Origin of the sequence: Beggiatoa alba B18LD (genome assembly GCF_000245015.1) — a bacterium.
In the GTDB taxonomy this organism is placed as follows: Bacteria; Pseudomonadota; Gammaproteobacteria; order Beggiatoales; family Beggiatoaceae; genus Beggiatoa; species Beggiatoa alba.
The window spans coordinates 1,295,556-1,312,621 of record NZ_JH600070.1 but is presented as its reverse complement, the minus strand read 5'-3'; the positions used below and the strand labels follow the sequence as shown (position 1 = coordinate 1,312,621).

At 40.0% G+C, this 17,066-nt stretch carries 14 protein-coding genes; 9 read left to right on the top strand and 5 right to left on the bottom strand.

All coding sequences use genetic code 11. From position 1 onward, the window contains the following. Window positions 1–95 precede the first annotated feature (95 nt). The 5 genes from BEGALDRAFT_RS05270 (at window position 96) to BEGALDRAFT_RS05250 (ending at window position 6,958) form a co-directional block, all read left to right on the top strand. A complete protein-coding gene (locus tag BEGALDRAFT_RS05270; protein WP_157237549.1) occupies window positions 96–1,997 on the top strand; it encodes a GAF domain-containing protein in 1,902 nt (633 codons plus the stop codon). 194 nt (window positions 1,998–2,191) lie between these two features. Beyond that, window positions 2,192–3,307 (top strand): hydrogenase small subunit, encoded by a 1,116-nt coding sequence (locus BEGALDRAFT_RS05265; protein ID WP_002684417.1) that lies wholly within the window; start codon window positions 2,192–2,194, stop codon window positions 3,305–3,307. Next, window positions 3,307–3,966 carry a hypothetical protein gene (locus BEGALDRAFT_RS05260; RefSeq protein ID WP_002684416.1) on the top strand — a complete coding sequence of 220 codons (660 nt, stop codon included), beginning with the start codon at window positions 3,307–3,309 and terminating at the stop codon, window positions 3,964–3,966. Before BEGALDRAFT_RS05265 ends, BEGALDRAFT_RS05260 begins: the two co-directional genes overlap by 1 nt. After that, window positions 3,963–5,240 carry a (Fe-S)-binding protein gene (locus tag BEGALDRAFT_RS05255; protein ID WP_002684415.1) on the top strand — a complete coding sequence of 426 codons (1,278 nt, stop codon included), beginning with the start codon at window positions 3,963–3,965 and terminating at the stop codon, window positions 5,238–5,240. Before BEGALDRAFT_RS05260 ends, BEGALDRAFT_RS05255 begins: the two co-directional genes overlap by 4 nt. Beyond that, on the top strand, window positions 5,237–6,958 hold the full coding sequence (locus BEGALDRAFT_RS05250) for a nickel-dependent hydrogenase large subunit (RefSeq protein WP_002684413.1): 1,722 nt from the start codon (window positions 5,237–5,239) through the stop codon (window positions 6,956–6,958). The genes BEGALDRAFT_RS05255 and BEGALDRAFT_RS05250 overlap by 4 nt, the downstream gene beginning before the upstream one ends. A gap of 27 nt (window positions 6,959–6,985) precedes the next feature. Here the strand turns inward: BEGALDRAFT_RS05250 and BEGALDRAFT_RS05245 are convergent, their stop codons facing one another. Together BEGALDRAFT_RS05245 and BEGALDRAFT_RS17935 are read right to left on the bottom strand one after the other, a co-directional pair. Next, entirely contained in the window at window positions 6,986–8,299 is a 1,314-nt protein-coding gene (locus BEGALDRAFT_RS05245; RefSeq protein WP_002684410.1) for a type II toxin-antitoxin system HipA family toxin, read from the bottom strand. A 3-nt stretch (window positions 8,300–8,302) separates the two neighbouring features. Beyond that, window positions 8,303–8,665 carry a helix-turn-helix domain-containing protein gene (locus BEGALDRAFT_RS17935; protein ID WP_002684408.1) on the bottom strand — a complete coding sequence of 121 codons (363 nt, stop codon included), beginning with the start codon at window positions 8,663–8,665 and terminating at the stop codon, window positions 8,303–8,305. A gap of 259 nt (window positions 8,666–8,924) precedes the next feature. Between BEGALDRAFT_RS17935 and BEGALDRAFT_RS05235 the strand changes: the two genes are divergently transcribed. The 3 genes from BEGALDRAFT_RS05235 to BEGALDRAFT_RS05225 are packed head-to-tail and all read left to right on the top strand — an operon-like array spanning window position 8,925 to window position 11,237. Then, a complete protein-coding gene (locus BEGALDRAFT_RS05235; RefSeq protein WP_002684406.1) occupies window positions 8,925–9,134 on the top strand; it encodes a tautomerase family protein in 210 nt (69 codons plus the stop codon). Window positions 9,135–9,144: 10 nt separating this feature from the next. Then, on the top strand, window positions 9,145–10,104 hold the full coding sequence (locus BEGALDRAFT_RS05230) for an ABC transporter ATP-binding protein (RefSeq protein ID WP_002684404.1): 960 nt from the start codon (window positions 9,145–9,147) through the stop codon (window positions 10,102–10,104). Next, entirely contained in the window at window positions 10,101–11,237 is a 1,137-nt protein-coding gene (locus tag BEGALDRAFT_RS05225; protein ID WP_002684402.1) for an ABC transporter permease, read from the top strand. The genes BEGALDRAFT_RS05230 and BEGALDRAFT_RS05225 overlap by 4 nt, the downstream gene beginning before the upstream one ends. A gap of 208 nt (window positions 11,238–11,445) precedes the next feature. On the opposite strand, the gene BEGALDRAFT_RS05220 is transcribed toward BEGALDRAFT_RS05225, so the two are convergent. The 3 genes from BEGALDRAFT_RS05220 to BEGALDRAFT_RS05210 form a co-directional block, all read right to left on the bottom strand. After that, window positions 11,446–11,856: an OsmC family protein gene (locus tag BEGALDRAFT_RS05220; RefSeq protein WP_002684400.1), complete on the bottom strand. Its 411-nt coding sequence runs from the start codon at window positions 11,854–11,856 to the stop codon at window positions 11,446–11,448. 161 nt (window positions 11,857–12,017) lie between these two features. Further along, complete coding sequence (locus BEGALDRAFT_RS05215) at window positions 12,018–15,068, bottom strand: MFS transporter (protein ID WP_002684398.1); 3,051 nt, start codon at window positions 15,066–15,068, stop codon at window positions 12,018–12,020. A gap of 11 nt (window positions 15,069–15,079) precedes the next feature. Next, a complete protein-coding gene (locus BEGALDRAFT_RS05210) occupies window positions 15,080–15,514 on the bottom strand; it encodes a cyclic nucleotide-binding domain-containing protein (protein ID WP_002684396.1) in 435 nt (144 codons plus the stop codon). Window positions 15,515–16,131: 617 nt separating this feature from the next. Here BEGALDRAFT_RS05210 and BEGALDRAFT_RS05205 point away from each other — a divergent pair. After that, window positions 16,132–16,983: a LabA-like NYN domain-containing protein gene (locus tag BEGALDRAFT_RS05205; protein ID WP_002684393.1), complete on the top strand. Its 852-nt coding sequence runs from the start codon at window positions 16,132–16,134 to the stop codon at window positions 16,981–16,983. Window positions 16,984–17,066: the final 83 nt, after the last annotated feature.

The window sequence follows — 17,066 nt, the reverse complement described above, 5'->3', positions numbered from 1 at the left end:
GTTTCTGTTGCATACAACACGACTGGTTTTGTGGATGTAGCGCGTTGCCATGTCATGATGAAACAAACTAAGGTCTATTTCTTAAAGACGCTTATTTGCTATGCTACGTTCAACTTAAATATGCAAGTTCTCTTGTAGAACAAGCTTTACCCCTACAAATCGCGTTTTATCCGATGAAAATTGCCACTAAACTTGCGTTACCCATTCTAAGTTTTGTAGCACTGGGCGTGTTTAGTCTTTTATTCTTGATAGCTCAAGAAAATAATAGCCTTACTAATCAACGCGCCCAACGATATACAGAAGCAATTACTCATCAATATGCAAGTTTTGTTAAGGCAGAATTAGAAATGCCTTTTAGTGAAGTGCGTACACTTGCAACCTTATTAGAAAGCACGCTTCGCACTTCCAACATTACAAACTATCGTCCTATTTTGGACACGCATTTAAAAGGCTATATTGAAAAAAACCAAACGGTTTTTGCGATTTATGTTGCCTTAACAAACAACCCGTTTAAAGAGTCATCCGCTGAATTTGTTGATAACAATGGATATTTTAAAGCTTATTGGACACGCAACGCAACAGGCGCAGGCGTTATGGAAACGGTTGGCAATAAGCTACAAGAAAGTTATCAATTAATACAAAGTTCAGAACAAGAGCAAATTCTTAGCCCCCATCTTATTTCTACACAAACAAAACAAGATATTCGTGTTATCTCTTTCCTTGTCCCTTTACTCAACCCCCAAAAAAAATTAATCGGCTTGGTTGGTGTTGATGTTCAAACCGATAGCCTATCGTATTTAAACAATATTCGTGTTGCGAATCTATCTGATGCCTTGTTTGAAGTTTATGCCGATGATAGCACTGTCGTCATTAGCTACGATAAATCCCATGTAGGACAATCAGTAAATGCTATTTCTTACGATGAACAAATCTTAACAGGTATAACCAAAGCCAAACCCTTTTTTCATCAACGCCAAATCAATCAAATAGATTACATCGGCTATGGTGTACCTATTCGTTTAGGCGTGAGTAAAAACACATGGCTAGTCATTGTTGATATTCCTCGCCGTCTTGCGATTGCAACAGAACAAGGCTTAACACAATGGAGCTTTGTCTTCGGCGGTGTGTTACTGCTAGGACTTGCATTACTGTTAATCCTCCTCTTATCGTATTACATCACAAAACCCTTACAACATCTCTGCCGTTATTTACAACACCTAGCCAGTGGACAATTAAACCAAAAGCAAGATTATCCCTATCATGGACACGATGAAATTGGTGATTTATTAGACACCGTGCGACGTTTACAAATAGGCTTATACCGTGTCATTCAACAAACCAATGCCATTTCTGTTGGTGACTATCATTGTCAAATAGAACTACTTTCTAACAATGACCAGTTAGGACTTGCCCTCTCTAACATGACCACCATGTTACGACAAGCCAACGAAAAAAACTTATTACAAGATTGGTTAAAAACAGGACAAGCGCAATTAAATGAGCAGATGAGCGGAGAGCAAGATAAATACTTGCTTGCAAAAAAAGTAATTACCTTCTTAACCCGTTATTTAGATATGCAAGTGGGTACATTTTACGGACTTATTCCACGAGAAGTGACCACACTAAAACTCTTAGCAAGTTCGGCTTATCACCAGCGCAAAACGATTGCGAATGAATTTCTATTAGGTGAGGGCATTATTGGACAAGCCGCATTAGAAGGTCGTCCGATTATTATCACGGATATTCCTGAAGATTACATGCTGATTCGCTCAGGACTAGGCAACACAACCCCGCGTGTGCTATTAGTTTTTCCAATTTTGTATGAAAACCACTTAAAAGGCGTAATAGAATTAGGTTCTTTTCACACACTAGAACCACGCTGTATTGAATTTTTAAATCAAAGCCTACCCAATATTGCTGTTGCGTTAAACACCACTGAAAACAATCAGCGAATGCAAAATTTTTTCATGGAACTACCGCCCACATCCACAACTTGAATTCCAGCAAATTTTCTAAAAAAACAAACACCTATTACATCCACAAAACCTAATAGATTTTTTGTTTTACATCTTTCGTGTATTTCGTGCCTTTCGTGGACAATAAATTAAACAAAAGCTATATTTTTTTTCATTAGTATATTATTAAATAATAATTATCTATAACACTAACTCGTTAAACCAAGGGGGAGAAAATGGACAGTAAATTAACGATTGGTGACTCTCTCCGCGCTCAAGGCATGAGTCGACGCGGTTTTTTACAATTCTGTACCGTCGCGGCGGGCATGATGGGATTATCATCCAGCCTAATTCCGCAAATTGCGCGGGCGTTAGAAAAAGCACAACGTCCTTCCGTTATCTGGCTTTCCTTTCAAGAATGTACAGGCTGTAGTGAGTCACTGACCCGTGCACATTCACCCAACATCGAAAGCCTGATATTTGATTATATCTCACTCGATTATCACCACACCTTACAAGCCGCCTCAGGCGATGCCGCCGAACAAGCCCGTATCGACGCAATGACGGCACACAAAGGCGAATACTTGTTAGTCGTCGACGGCTCTGTGCCACTGGGTAACATGGGCTATTCCACCATTGCAGGCGAAAGCAATCTCGATATTTTGAAACATGTCGCAAAGGATGCAAAAGCCATTATTGCTGTCGGCAGTTGTGCCGCTTTTGGCGGTATTCCGCAAGCCAATCCAAATCCAACAGGCGCGGTAGCAGTCGATAAAGTCATTACCGATAAGCCCATTATCAACGTCTCAGGCTGTCCGCCGATTCCCGTCGTTATCACAGGCGTTATTGCCCATCTCGTCACTTTTGGCACTTTACCCGCCTTAGACGCTTTAAAACGTCCGAAAGCCTTTTTCGGGCAAACCATTCATGACCGTTGCTATCGTCGTCCGTTTTACGATAAAGGCTTGTTTGCCGATACGTTTGATGATGAAGGGGCTAAACAAGGCTGGTGTTTATACAAATTGGGCTGTAAAGGGCCAACGACTTACAACGCCTGCGCCACTTTAAAATGGAATGATGGCGTGAGCTTCCCCATTGAAAGCGGTCACGGCTGTTTAGGTTGTTCTGAGCCGAATTTTTGGGATGCAGGCAGTTTTTACAAAGCCCTTTCTGTACCTACTGCCTGTTTAAGCAGTACAGTCGCTTACGCCAGTATTATCGGGATTGGCGCAGGCATGGCGGCAACCGTATTAAATCTTAATAAAAAATCACAAGCCGATACACAACGGGAAGTCGTCACGATTCACGATTTAACCCGCGAAGACGGTAAAAATGAAAGGGGGGGGAAATAATGGACGAAGGCGCATTATTATTATGGGCGCGTGGTACGGGCTTTCAAATTGCCTTTTTTATTTTCTGTGTGGGCATCGTGCTACGGTTGCTCGAAATTTTATTATTGGGACGCAAGCCGAATTATGCGGAGGCGCGAGGCAATCCCGTAGAAGGCGGATTACGCACAATTGTTTCTCGTTCTTGGGTGTATCAAGGCACTTTTGCCCGCTCGAAACTCACGATTTTATTAGGCTATGTTTTTCATTTAGGCATCTTTTTTATTTTGTTGCTTTTTATTCCGCACATTGCTTTTTTTGCGGAAATTCTGGGGTTTTCATGGGCGGGCTTGCCCTCACCAATCATTGATTTTATAACAGTTTTAACCTTGCTCGCATTACTGGGTGTCTTAATTCATCGTTTACAAGATAAAGTCTTGCGTTTTCTCTCTACTCGCATGGACTATATTGTATGGCTAGTAACGTTTCTACCTGTTTTAACAGGATATTTGGCTTACCATCATCTCTTTTTCTCTTATCAATTAATACTCGCTTTACACTTGCTCAGCGTGCAATTGTTAATGATTTTATTCCCATTTACTAAATTAATGCACGCTTTTAGCCTATTTATTGCCCGCTTTTATAACGGTGCGGATGCAGCCCGTAAAGGAGTTGAAGCATGAGCACGGCTACTTTTGAACGTGGTTATAACGCCTTAAAAAATCAAATTGATGCAGCGACAGCCGCTTATTTACAAAGTTGCGTCCATTGTGGCATGTGTGCAGAAGCCTGTTTATTTTACACAGAGACCCAAGACCCAAAATATACGCCTATTCATAAAGTTGAACCCTTGCGCAAAGTTTGGGAGCAAGAATATACCTTATTAGGACGCTTAAAAGTCACGCTCGGCATTACCAAAAAACTCACCGATGCCGAATTAGCCGATTGGCAAGAACTGGTTTATAACAGTTGCACCCTTTGCGGACGGTGCTCGCTGGTCTGTCCTGTTGGCAACGATATTGTCTCAATGGTGCGCAAAACTCGAGAGGGGATGGTTGCCGCAGGTCACGCGCCCGAGGGCTTAATTGGGGCTTCACAACGAGCCGTAACGATAGGTAGCCCCATGGGCTTAAAACTCCCCGCGTTACAAGCCCAAGTCAAACATATCGAAAAAGCCACAGGCTTAACGATTCCCTTCGACCAACTCGGTGCGGAATACATGGTATTGCTTTCTTCGATGGAAATTATCAACTTCCCCGAATACTTAGAAGCGATTGCCAAAATTATGAAACATGCGGGCAAAACGTGGACACTCGCCACCGAAGCCTATGAAGCGACTAACAGCGGGATTCAAATTGGCTCATCTGACATTGCAAAACAACTGGTAAGCCGTATTGTTCACGCTGCGGAACAATTACAAGTACAAACCGTTATCAGCCCCGAATGTGGTCATGCCTATACCGCCATTCGTTGGGAAGGCGCGAATTTAATGGGCAGACCGTTCCATTTTCGTGTCCGTCACATCCTCGAAGTGCTCGACGACCTCTACGCACAAGGCAAATTAAAACTGACAGGCATGGAAACAGAACGAATGACTTTCCACGACCCCTGTCAACTCGTGCGCCGTGGCGGTGTGATAGAACAACCGCGTCGACTCATGCACTTAGTTGTTAAAGACTTCGTCGAAATGGAAGACTCGGGAAAAATGAACTGGTGTTGTGGCGGTGGTGGCGGGGTTGGCGCGATAGAAGACGCAGCAGAATTACGCACCAAAGTCTTTAATCGCAAAGTCACCCAATTAAAAAATGCCCACGTCGACAAACTCGTCACCGCCTGCGCTAACTGTCGCACGGTGATGGAAGAAGGCATGGAAGAGTACGAAATGAACATGCCGATTGTCGGTTTAACCGAAATGATAGCCGAGCATTTAGACGAAAGCGCAGGAGAATCCGCATGAACGAACGCCTTGTTGTTGACCCCATTACGCGCATCGAGGGACATTTACGCATAGAAGCCCAAGTTGATGACAATCAAGTGATTCAATCCGCTTACTCGTCAGGGACTTCTGTGCGTGGCATAGAAATTATTTTACAAGGGCGCGACCCGCGTGATGCGTGGGCATTTGCGCAACGGATTTGCGGTGTTTGCACCCTCGTGCATGGCATGGCATCAATTCGCGCCGTAGAAAACGCCTTAAATTACCCCATTCCTGCCAACGCCCAATTAATCCGTAACCTCATGATAGGGGCGCAATACATACATGACCACGTCATGCACTTCTATCATTTACACGCCCTAGACTGGGTCGATGTCGTCTCAGCCCTACAAGCCGACCCCAAAGCTACTGCCGACCTTGCCCAATCTATCAGCCACTACCCGAAATCCTCAGCAGGCTACTTCAGCGACATGCAGAAAAAGCTCAAAGGCTTTGTTGAAGGCGGACAATTAGGAATTTTTGCCAATGGCTACTGGGGACATCCTGCCTACAAACTTCCATCTGAAGCCAATTTAATGGCGGTTTCACACTACTTAGAAGCCCTTGCATGGCAACGCGATGTTGCCAAACTTCATGCAATTTTCGGCGGAAAAAATCCCCATCCCAATTTTGTCGTCGGCGGTGTTCCCTGTGCTATCGACCTCAATTCTGATTCTGCCTTAAACGCCAAACGCTTAGCCCAAGTGAATGACATCATTCAACAAATGCGGCTTTTTGTCGAACAAGTCTATTTACCCGATACGCTTGCCATCGCCAGCTTTTATAAAGATTGGGCACAACAAGGCGAAGGCTTAGGCAACTTCATGACTTACGGCGATTTCCCACAAAATGGGCTACAAAATCCAGCTAACAATCTCATTCCTGCGGGCGTAATTCTCAACCGCAATTTACAAGAAATACACCCCGTCGATTTAAATGACCCTGAACAGATTCAAGAGTTTGTCAGTCACGCATGGTACGACTATCAAAGTGGAAAAGACAAAGGCTTACACCCCTATCACGGAGAAACCAAACTACACTACGATGGCCCAACCCCGCCTTATAAACAACTGGATGTCGAAAAAAGCTACTCATGGCTAAAATCCCCCCGCTGGCGCGGAAAAGCGGTAGAAGTTGGGCCTTTAGCCCGTGTTTTAATGCTCTACGCCACAGGACACGCCCAAACTAAAGAATTGGTTGATAGTAGCTTACGTCAATTAGATTTACCGATAAGCGCGCTTTATTCCACACTCGGACGCACTGCCACGCGTAGTTTAGAAAGTAAAATCGTCGCCGACCAAATGCAAATATGGTACGACAACTTATTAAACAATATCCGCCAAGGCGACACGAAAACCTTTAATGATACCCAATGGCATCCCAACACATGGGCAAAACAAGCCCAAGGCGTTGGCTATATGGAAGCCCCACGCGGCGCATTAGCGCATTGGATAGTGATAGAAAACGGTAAAATTGCTAATTATCAAGCTGTTGTCCCGACTACATGGAACGCAGGCCCACGTGATGCGCAAGGACAAACAGGTGCATATGAAGCTGCTTTGCAAGGGCAAAAACTCCAAAATCCAAAACAACCCATAGAAATCTTACGCACGATTCACAGCTTTGACCCCTGTATTGCTTGTGCAGTGCATTTAAGTGGTGAGGATGGGGAGGAGATGTTGCAGATTAAGGTGGGGTAGGTAAGGAAGGGTTAAGGGTAAGGTGCGTTAATGGAAGAGCAACGCACCTTGTTTGCGAATCCCGTTGAAAATCGTTTCTGCAAGGTTTAGTGGAAAATTAGGGGGTAAGCATTTTTCAACACTTGTTAATACCTGCTCTGTTGAATTGTGTAATTCTTCAAGGATTATTTCAGCCGTTTTCTCACCAAGTCCCACTTGATTAGCCTGTTCAAGCCAGTGTCGTCGTTGAATTTTGCTGACTAAATAGTGATTCCCACTTTTTCCCCGCACCGCTATTGCTAACTTTAATTTTTGAAAAGGTATTTTATTTTTGCCTGTTACAGCAATGGGATGAAAAGATAAAACATCATATAATGGCGTTAGCCTATAATTACCGTTAGGTAAATGAAAAATACTAAAATTCTTCGCATGTCCATCGCAAGCGGCTAATAACCAAAAAATGAGTTGTGATTTAAAAAAAGTTTTACGGTCTTCTGTTGCTTGCTCAGAACTATTTAAAATTCGCATAATATCCGCAATCCCTGCTCCGCCTTCTGCTTGATATTTATGCAGTGATGATACGCCTAACGCTTGGCAAAAATCCTCTTGAGGAAGGCGTAAAATCCATTGTTGATTACTCGCAAGCTTTCTATCAAAGCGTTCTACAATCAACACTTTTTGTTCTTCAAATTGTGCGATTTCACACTGTGCAATGTCTATTCCGTAAGCCTGAACAATTTTTGAGCATAACCACTCATTTTCTACAGAGGTTTGCATATCCGCTTGTGTATTACCAACCAACCCTATCGGTAATTTAAAAATATGTGTGCTGGGTGTACTTCCTTGTGGTAATAACCATTGTTGATTATGAAAAAGTAATGCTGTTTTTTCCTGTGCACCTGCAATTGAAATACGTAAATCTTCTTCAAATTCGTTAAAACTATTTTTTACGGTGATATTTTTCAATAATTGTGAAATTTCAGAATTATCTAGCAGTTTTCCTTGAATGGTTTGTAAATCGGTCGGTATTTTATCAGGCGGTAATAGTTGGATTGCGCCAACGCAATCACGTCCAATAGTCGCTAGGAGTTGAAATGGCGAAGTGTCTGTTGCACGGTGACGAACAGCTAGACGACGGCGAATTACATCGCTGTCAGGTAATAGATTATCAAAGAAGTTAGTAACAACTTCTCCTTGATAACGTTGATTATCTGCGGTGAAAGGTAAAGAGAGAGACAAGGGATAGCCATGTTTAACCCAATTATTGTCGTAAACAAAGCTATCTTTATTTTGCGTGTATTCCCATTTTCCAACAAGAACACCATTTGTCAAAACATTCAGTGTTTGTAAACTTTTCCCCATGTATCACCGCTTTTTCTTTAAACTATCAAACGCATATGATAATTCTTTTTTTATATCAAAAATATCAGGAATAACCTTTGTAGCATCTAAATTTGCCTGACTCAGAGACGCAAGGTTTTTCATATCAGGAATAACCTTTGTAACATCTACTACTCTTTCTCTCAAAATAATATCGACTTCTAATATAGCCAACACTTTAAAGAGTCTTTCTAAACTCGCGGTAGCAGGGTTTGCTTCTAATTGCGCATAGCTTTGTTGAGTAATGCCCAACCGCTTCGCAATATCTGTTTGTGTTAGTTTTTGCGCTTTACGAAAGCTACGCAAGATGGGACGTAATTGATTCAAAATTTTAATAGAAAATTCCATAACGAGCGGTTAACCTTAAATTTTTAAAAGAATTATTTAATACATATTATAGCCTGTATTTATAAAATACAAGCTATAGCTTGTTAATATAACTCCAATTCTGCGAGTTTTATAAAATAAAATTCGCAGAACTTAGGTTAAAACAAAAAATTAATGCGAATGACGCTTTTAAATCCTGAGCACTACCAAATCATTTTTTATTGAGAAATAATACTTGTCATATAATTCAGTAGTCTTTACGAAACTTAAAGGTACTTTTATGCCATACATTAATATACAAGTTATTCAAGGTATTACCCGCGAACAAAAACAACAACTCGTTCAAGAAATCACTGATTCACTGGTGCGTATCTTAGGTAAAAAACCAGAACATACCCATATCGTTATTCAAGAAATTGCAGAAGAAAATTGGGGATTTGCAGGTTGCTTAACGGATGATTGGAAAAAACAACAACTCAATAAGCAATAGTTCAACACTCATGCCAGCCCTCATTAATCTACGCCCCACAGATGCGACAAACGAGTTTGTGATTGATGTCTCGCAACTCAGTAAAACATTTGGTACACGTTGTGTTGTCAATAATTTAGCCCTGCGTATCAAACGCGGTGAAATTTATGGTTTTCTAGGTCCTAATGGCAGCGGAAAAACCACGACAATGCGCATGTTGTGTGGGTTACTCACACCCGACACGGGGCAAGGGGTTTGCCTTAATTACGACATTTTGCGAGATTCTAACCAAATTAAGCAAAAAGTCGGTTATATGACGCAAAAATTTAGTTTATATGAAGATTTAACTATTCGAGAAAATCTCGATTTTATCGCCCGTCTTTACCATCTCAATAACCGTCGACAACGTGTTTCAGCCAGTTTAGAACAATTAGGCTTAAGCACTCGTGCCAGCCAACTCGCGGGCGTTTTATCAGGTGGTTGGAAACAACGCCTTGCGTTGGCGGCGTGTCTTCTGCATGAACCACAACTATTATTACTCGACGAACCCACTGCAGGCGTTGACCCCGCCGCCCGCCGTGATTTTTGGGAACAAATTCATCAGCTCGCCGCTAATGGTATGACGACATTAGTTAGTACGCACTATATGGATGAAGCGGAACGTTGTCATCGTCTTGCGTATATTGCTTATGGTAATTTACTTGCCGATGGCACAGTGCAGGAAGTGATAACAGGCTCAGGTTTGAACACGTGGATAGTCAGCGGTTCCGCGCTTTGGCAATTACAAGCACAATTAAAACAACTCCCCGCGATTGAACAAGCTGTTGCGTTTGGCAATCAATTACATATCAGTGGGCGCAATGCTCAAGCCTTAAATGAGAGTTTGCAACCTTATCAACAAGACCCGCGTTATCAATGGACACTGACCCAGCCGAATTTGGAAGATGTTTTTATTAGTCTTATGCAAAGTGCGCAGGATACCAGCTTATGAAAACCCGTTTTACCCTGCATCGTTGGTGGGCAATTGTGGTTAAAGAATTCATTCAAATGCGACGTGACCGTTTAACCTTTGGCATGATTATCGGCATTCCTTTAATACAACTCACTTTATTCGGTTTTGCTATCAATTCTGACCCAAAACGCTTACCCACTGCCGTTTTACAAGCTGACCACAGCCCACACGCCAGAACATTACTAAACGCTATTCGTTACAGCGGTTATTTTCAAATTGTCAGCACGCCCGCCACTGAAAACGAGTTAACTAATTTATTGCAACGGGGCGATATTCAATTTGCGATTATTATTCCGCCCAATTTTTCCCGTGACCTCGTGCGTGGAACACGTCCTGTTTTGTTATTACAAGCGGATGCGACTGACCCCGCTGCGACCAGTAACGCGCTTTCTGCCCTTACAGCAATTGTACAAACAGGTTTAGACCGTGATTTAAACGGCGCATTGGACTATTTACATAGCCAAGCCCCAGCGGTAGAACTACGAATGCACCGTTTATATAACCCTGAAGGGATTACTCAATACAATATCGTGCCGGGATTAATGGGCGTGGTTTTAACCATGACGATGGTGATGATTACCGCGTTAGCGATTACGCGAGAGCGGGAGCGTGGGACAATGGAAAATTTGCTGGCAATGCCCGTGCGTCCGTTAGAAGTGATGATGGGAAAAATTGTGCCTTATATTCTTATTGGTTATATTCAAGTGGGTTTAATTCTTGTTGCTGCCCGCTTATTGTTTCATGTGCCTATGTTGGGCAGTATTGGCTTATTGCTCTTAATTAGCCTTGTTTTTATTGCGGCAAATTTAGCGGTTGGAATTACTTACTCGACCATTGCCCGTAATCAACTCCAAGCCATGCAAATGGCGTTTTTCTTCTTTCTCCCCTCTATCTTACTTTCTGGTTTTATGTTTCCTTTTCGTGGAATGCCGAACTGGGCGCAAGTTATCGGTGAGTGTTTACCGCTGACGCACTTTTTACGTTTAGTTCGTGGGATATTATTAAAAGGTAATAATTTTACTGAAAGCCTCTCGCATTTAATCCCTATTCTGATTTTTACGATTGTTGTTATTGTGATTGGTATGTTGAAATATCGGGAAACTTTGGATTAAGCTACCTGAGTTCTGGGAATTTTTTAAAAAGACAACAGCTTGTCTGAATCAGAATTCACAGAATTTTCAGAATTAGCAGAATTAAAAAGCGTGATTCGCCTGACTTTTTGGGTTTAAGGGTTTTAAATTCTGTTAATCCTGAAAATCCTGATTCAGACAGTGTTTTAATCTTGCTGATTAAAGTAAGGTCAAACAGAAAATAAAAAAATTATGCGGTTGTGCTTTCCATCACTTTTGCATTAACGCTAATTGTTGGTGGGTCAGCTAAGACTTTTTTAACACTACATTCGTTTGTCGCACGTACTAACGCAGATAAATATTTTTGTGGAAAACTTTCAGGGACATGTATTGTCATTGCAATATCTGTTAAGCGATGGCTGGCAGGGTCACGGCTACTATGCAAACTCAGGCGAATATCTGCTATTTCTAATTGACGCGATTGGCAAAAACGTAAAACGAAAAATCCTGCACATGCCGCTAAACTGCTTAAAAAATAAGAAAATGGGTCGGGTGCTGTTCCTTGTCCACCATTGTCTTTCGGTTGGTCAGCTAACACATGGAATCCATCAAATTCCGTAATCACTTGTAAACCTTCGCCAAAATGTACATTAATGTCCATGAGTTTATCCCCTTTGATTGCATTACTAATTAGTATATTAGTATATATTAATTTAATTACGTAGCAAGGGAAGTAGAAAACAAAAAGGTATCGCTTGTTTTATCAGAAAGTGTCTTTCTGTAAAATATAGAGATACCTTTAATCTTTAAAAAAACAGTTTATTATGCGGCGACAGCTTTCTTTTTTTGCGGTTTATCGATGAGCAATTCGCGGGATTTTTTTGTCAAAACTAAGCGAGGCATTTGCACTTGATCTTTATAGCTGTAAAACAAGCAAGCCTTTAATAAGTCATTATTAAGCAAAAATAAATGTGTATCGTAGTTGCTTTCTGTAATATCTAACGGTTCGTCATATAACAATAAATGCACTCGATGATAAACATGAATATCTGTAAAACGTTCATCGAAATATTTAACAATCCGTTCGGTTAAATATTTTTCTCCTGCATTGAGTAATACTTCTAGCGCGTTACCTTGATTTGCGCGACTATTAGAGAGCAATCCACGTGTAACACGTTGGAAAAATTCTAAATTACCATCCGTTTCATAAGTAATAACAGTCACAACTTGCAGTAATTGATTTTCTGCCATTTCTTCCAGTAATTTAGTAATTAATTCATGTGCTTTACCCTTTTCTTTACTTTGGCGATGAATACGACTTAAGCAGTTTATTTTAATAAACATTTGTAAGGATTTATCTGCCATTTGCCGTAAACGTTCTTTTTGTAATTCATTCAATCGGGTATAAACTAACGAAAGGATTTCAAAGCGTTGTTGTACAGAAATATCTTCTTTAAACAACTCTTTAATTAAGGCATGACGACATACCCCCAAACTTAAGCGTAATAATTCTTTACTTTCATTCACAACGGCGCGGTCTTTTGCGCCTAATAAATCAATCACAGTTGTCCAATCTTCTAAGGGTTGGCATTCTTTTAAGGCTTGTAACGCCGCAATTCGCATCCGATTGTCTTCAGAGGATAAGGCGGTAATTAAACGGTCTTTATATGGGTCTAATTGTCCCTCTAACATGTGCATATATGCCATTAAGGCAGCAAGACGCACATCAGGGCGCGGGCTGTTATCTAAATAGGGCAATAGGTAAAAAATATATTGTTGTTGTTTCAGCTCGCCTAAGGCATACAGGTATAAAGGCAATTCTTCAGAATCCCGATTTTCTTCTAAGCGTTGCAGAATCTTTTCTGCAACTACTTTTTTATTGCGATATTCAGGATGATTATGCAAACACAGTGCAGCCTCAATAAAAACTTGTGGAGTGTTATGCGATAGGAATTTTTCAATTTGATTATTAAAATTCACATTGCCAAATAAAGATAGATGTTTCAAGGTGATTGCTAAAATCGTTGTATCTGATTCAACGCTGAGTAATTCTATTAAAAAATTAGCATTTGTATGTGTTTGCGGAAGTGCTGCTAATGTATCCAAACAGTGTTTTTTAATATCAAAATGGCTACTTTTAATTGTGGCTAATGCATTACGGGTTTGATTTAATTTATTACGACATGCAGTGACTTGTTCTTCTAATTCTATTCGTTCTGTTGAACCTGCTGGCAAATGTTTAGCTTCATTTTTCAAGCGTTTGGAGTCAATTTCTAAATGTTTTGCTTCTAATTCTAGTGGTTTTGTCTCTTCTAGTTCCGTATGCTGGACTTTTAGCATTAATGTGCCTACGGGATTGCTAAATTGTCCTAGCTGTAACAAACGTATCATTTCTAGCGCAGCAATCACATGATGTGGGTCATGGCTGTTCAGTTTTTCTTCGATAACAAGGCGTAAATCTCCACTTTTTCTTGAGTTAATATCTGCATTGTGATCGAAAAGTCGGCGGTTTAGTAGCCCAAATACCCCTTCGTTATAAGCACGCCATTGAGGAAAAGCCATAACAATACCAATCAGCGAGGCAATGAGGGCAATACTGGGTAATATGTAACTTAAATCAGTAACATCAAAAAGCTGGTTGTTACTGGTCATGAAGATTAAAAAGCTACCCGCTAATGTGGTAGAAAATGGAAACACAATGCCATTTAAAAAGGCTTTGTTAACCCCCCATTGGTTGGGTGGAATTGCATTAAATAGTAAATTATTTGCGGGTGTACGTAATGCGCCACGCATTTCTTGATTAACAAATTGTGTAATAACTGCGAGTAAGAGCATTAACCCGACGCTATTGTCAACCACATTGTAAGGATTCCAATAGAAATAAAGGCATAAGCTCAGGCTGACGATGGCGGCTAACATGGGGTAAATCAAATTTGTTACGCCTACGCCTAAGCCAACAATTAAGCGTGATGTGACAAATAATTGAATTAATAGCCATGTTAAATTGGCAAAAATTTCATAGAGGGCGAAAAAAGAAGTACGTGAAGTGGCATCAGGGTAAATTGCAGGGTAAATAATCACTTGATATTGATATTCAAGTAGTTTATTTGCAATGACGAAGAATATTAATCCTAATGACATGTAAATCATCAGTCGTGAATTAATGATGTATTTAAATGCACTGACTAATTCATGAAAGGGACTTTTTGGTATTCCTCTTGTTTCTGACACACTGGAGCGTACTGGACTTAAGCGTGCATTCACGACTTTGAGTAAAGCAAGTACACCAAGGCAGGAAAGACCTAAAACAATAATTAAGTAGTTAGGTGATAAATGTAAAACTTTTAAGCAGAAGACAAGGACTAAACCGCCTAATGTACCGCCAATAGGAATACCTGCATTAATAACGGTTGTCACTCGTTTTACTTGAACCGCGTTGAAATAGGAGGCAACAACACTACCGATATGGATAAATATCAGCACGTAAAAGAAGAAAAAGCCAACAAAAAAAAGTCCATAAATCCACGTTAATGCAGGAAGCCAATTGATTACAAAAATCAGTAAACATTGAATAATAAAGGCAAAAACTGCCATGGAGATAAAGAAAAATTGTAAGATGCGTAAACCACTGACTTTTTTTGTATATTTTGCATATGCCATCGAACCGACCATAACAGAAAGGTCGATTAAAATGAACATTAAAGGGAGTTGACCTGGTAAATTTTGGATGAGCAGTGCCATGCCGATGCTACGCGCAAAACTTGCTCCAAAGGAAAAAACGAGGAAAATGAGAAAGAAGTAAAAAACGCTATCCCACTCGTTGGGCTTAATGGAAAAAAGGGTGCTAAAAAAACGAGTGAGTTTAACAGGCATAACACAAGACTCTAATTTTTAGTATTGTTTAGCATACCACGCATACGGCTAATCAATACTTTAATAAAACCAAAAGCAATTGCAGGATATTCATGCGCTAATTGCTCCATATCGTTGCGGTCTATTACTAAAAAGGTACTAGAACCACTACAGCGTGCAGTGGCGGTTCGTGTTTCTGCATCAAATAAAGCGAGTTCTCCAAGAAAGTCATTCTCCTTTAAAGTCGCAATCGGAATTTCAATCCCACCTTTACTTTTTAAAATGGTGACTTGCCCTGTGACCACAATATAAAGTCTATCGCCAATATCTCCTTCATAAAACAAGGTATGCCCATCTTCATAGGCCTCCTCACTTGCAATGGTAGAGATTCGGTGAATATCTTCTGTTTTCAGGGTAGAAAACAAAGGAACTTTACTCAGAACAATGATTTTCTCTAAAGGAATCATCAGGGATATAGCGTTAAGGTTTACTAAGATTTTTGTTTAAAAGAATAAAGATTGATTATACGGTTTGAAAAAAACTTATTCTACGTCTTTTCGTGTGTTGCATCGGGAGTTAGCAACGGCTGGGAAATATTGCGATCATACTTAGAATTAATATATCTTTTTTATCTTAACTGATTTTATAACTTTATAAAATATATAAATTTATCTATTTCATATTGAACATAACTTTATTAAAAATAAATAATGAAACTTATTGTATTGTAGATTTTGGTCATTGATTCAGTTAATGTTAAAATGAATAAAAACAGTTAGTAATTAATAAATCATAAACACACTTAGCTTAGAAAAAAGTAAAATAATATTTTATTTCATGCCGTTATAAGTAATCTTTATTATATCTAATGAAGTTCTTTATTACCTCCAATATTTTAGCTACATAGAAATTTACTTATCGCTTGTTTATTTTCAAGGGAGATTGACTCCTCTGCATTGAGACAAGTTTTCACTGTGTTTTTAGGATAACCCATTTATTTTAAACGTATAAATAGACAGTGTTATCGGCACAAAAAGTGCTTAAAAACAAGTATCCCTCTTTACAAAAAAGCAGAACTAATAATATGGATGGTAAACAATTGAACGGATTTAAATCAAACGCAAAAATAGGTGTCTATGTCGACGTTGCTAACGTAAATCGTAATGGTGGTTATGGAATGCAATACGACGTTTTACGGGAATTCGCCTGTCGTGATTTTGCAGAAGCCTTACGCTTAAATGCATACGTTAGCTTTGATATTGAACGCGCAAGAGAAGATGTGATTTATAGAAAAGGAATTAATAATTACTTCTCTGTCTTGCGTGAATATGGCTTTAAAGTCATTCAAAAAAATGTCAAATGGTATGAGGATGATAAAGGTAATCGGTATGGTAAAGCCAATGCAGATTTAGATATGGCAGTAGATGCACTTTTACAATCACAAAATTTGGATAGGGTTTTATTAGTCACAGGGGATGGTGACTTTATTCAAGTGGTCAGGGCATTACAAAATTATGGTTGTCGTGTTGAGGTGGTTGCTTTTGAAAATATATCAAGTGACTTAAAACGTGAAGCCGATATGTTTTTATCGGGTTATTTAATTCCGAATTTATTACCAGTTAAACGTAATATTGAAAATAATATTGAATGGGGTGAAATAGGGTCTGTCGTTCGTGGGTATTGTTCACATTATTATGATGATCGCGGATTTGGTTTTATGCGCTATTTAGACCGCATTGCCCCTGGTTTATGGATTACGGACGCTCGGCACGACGAATCACCTTATCGAGCCGCTTTCTTTCATGGCTCTAATTTGCCTGAAGAGGTTAATACTTCCCAATTGCCAAATCGAGATTTTATTTTTGAATTTAGGCTAGAAGAATCAAAAAATAATAACAAAGACCCTGTTGCTATGAATATTCGGTTGTTAGGGTGATTTGTTGCTATTTCCTGAATGAGTAATGGCGACAGATACCTTTACAAATAACAAATAGTGGGATGATTTAAGTTTAAGTAGAG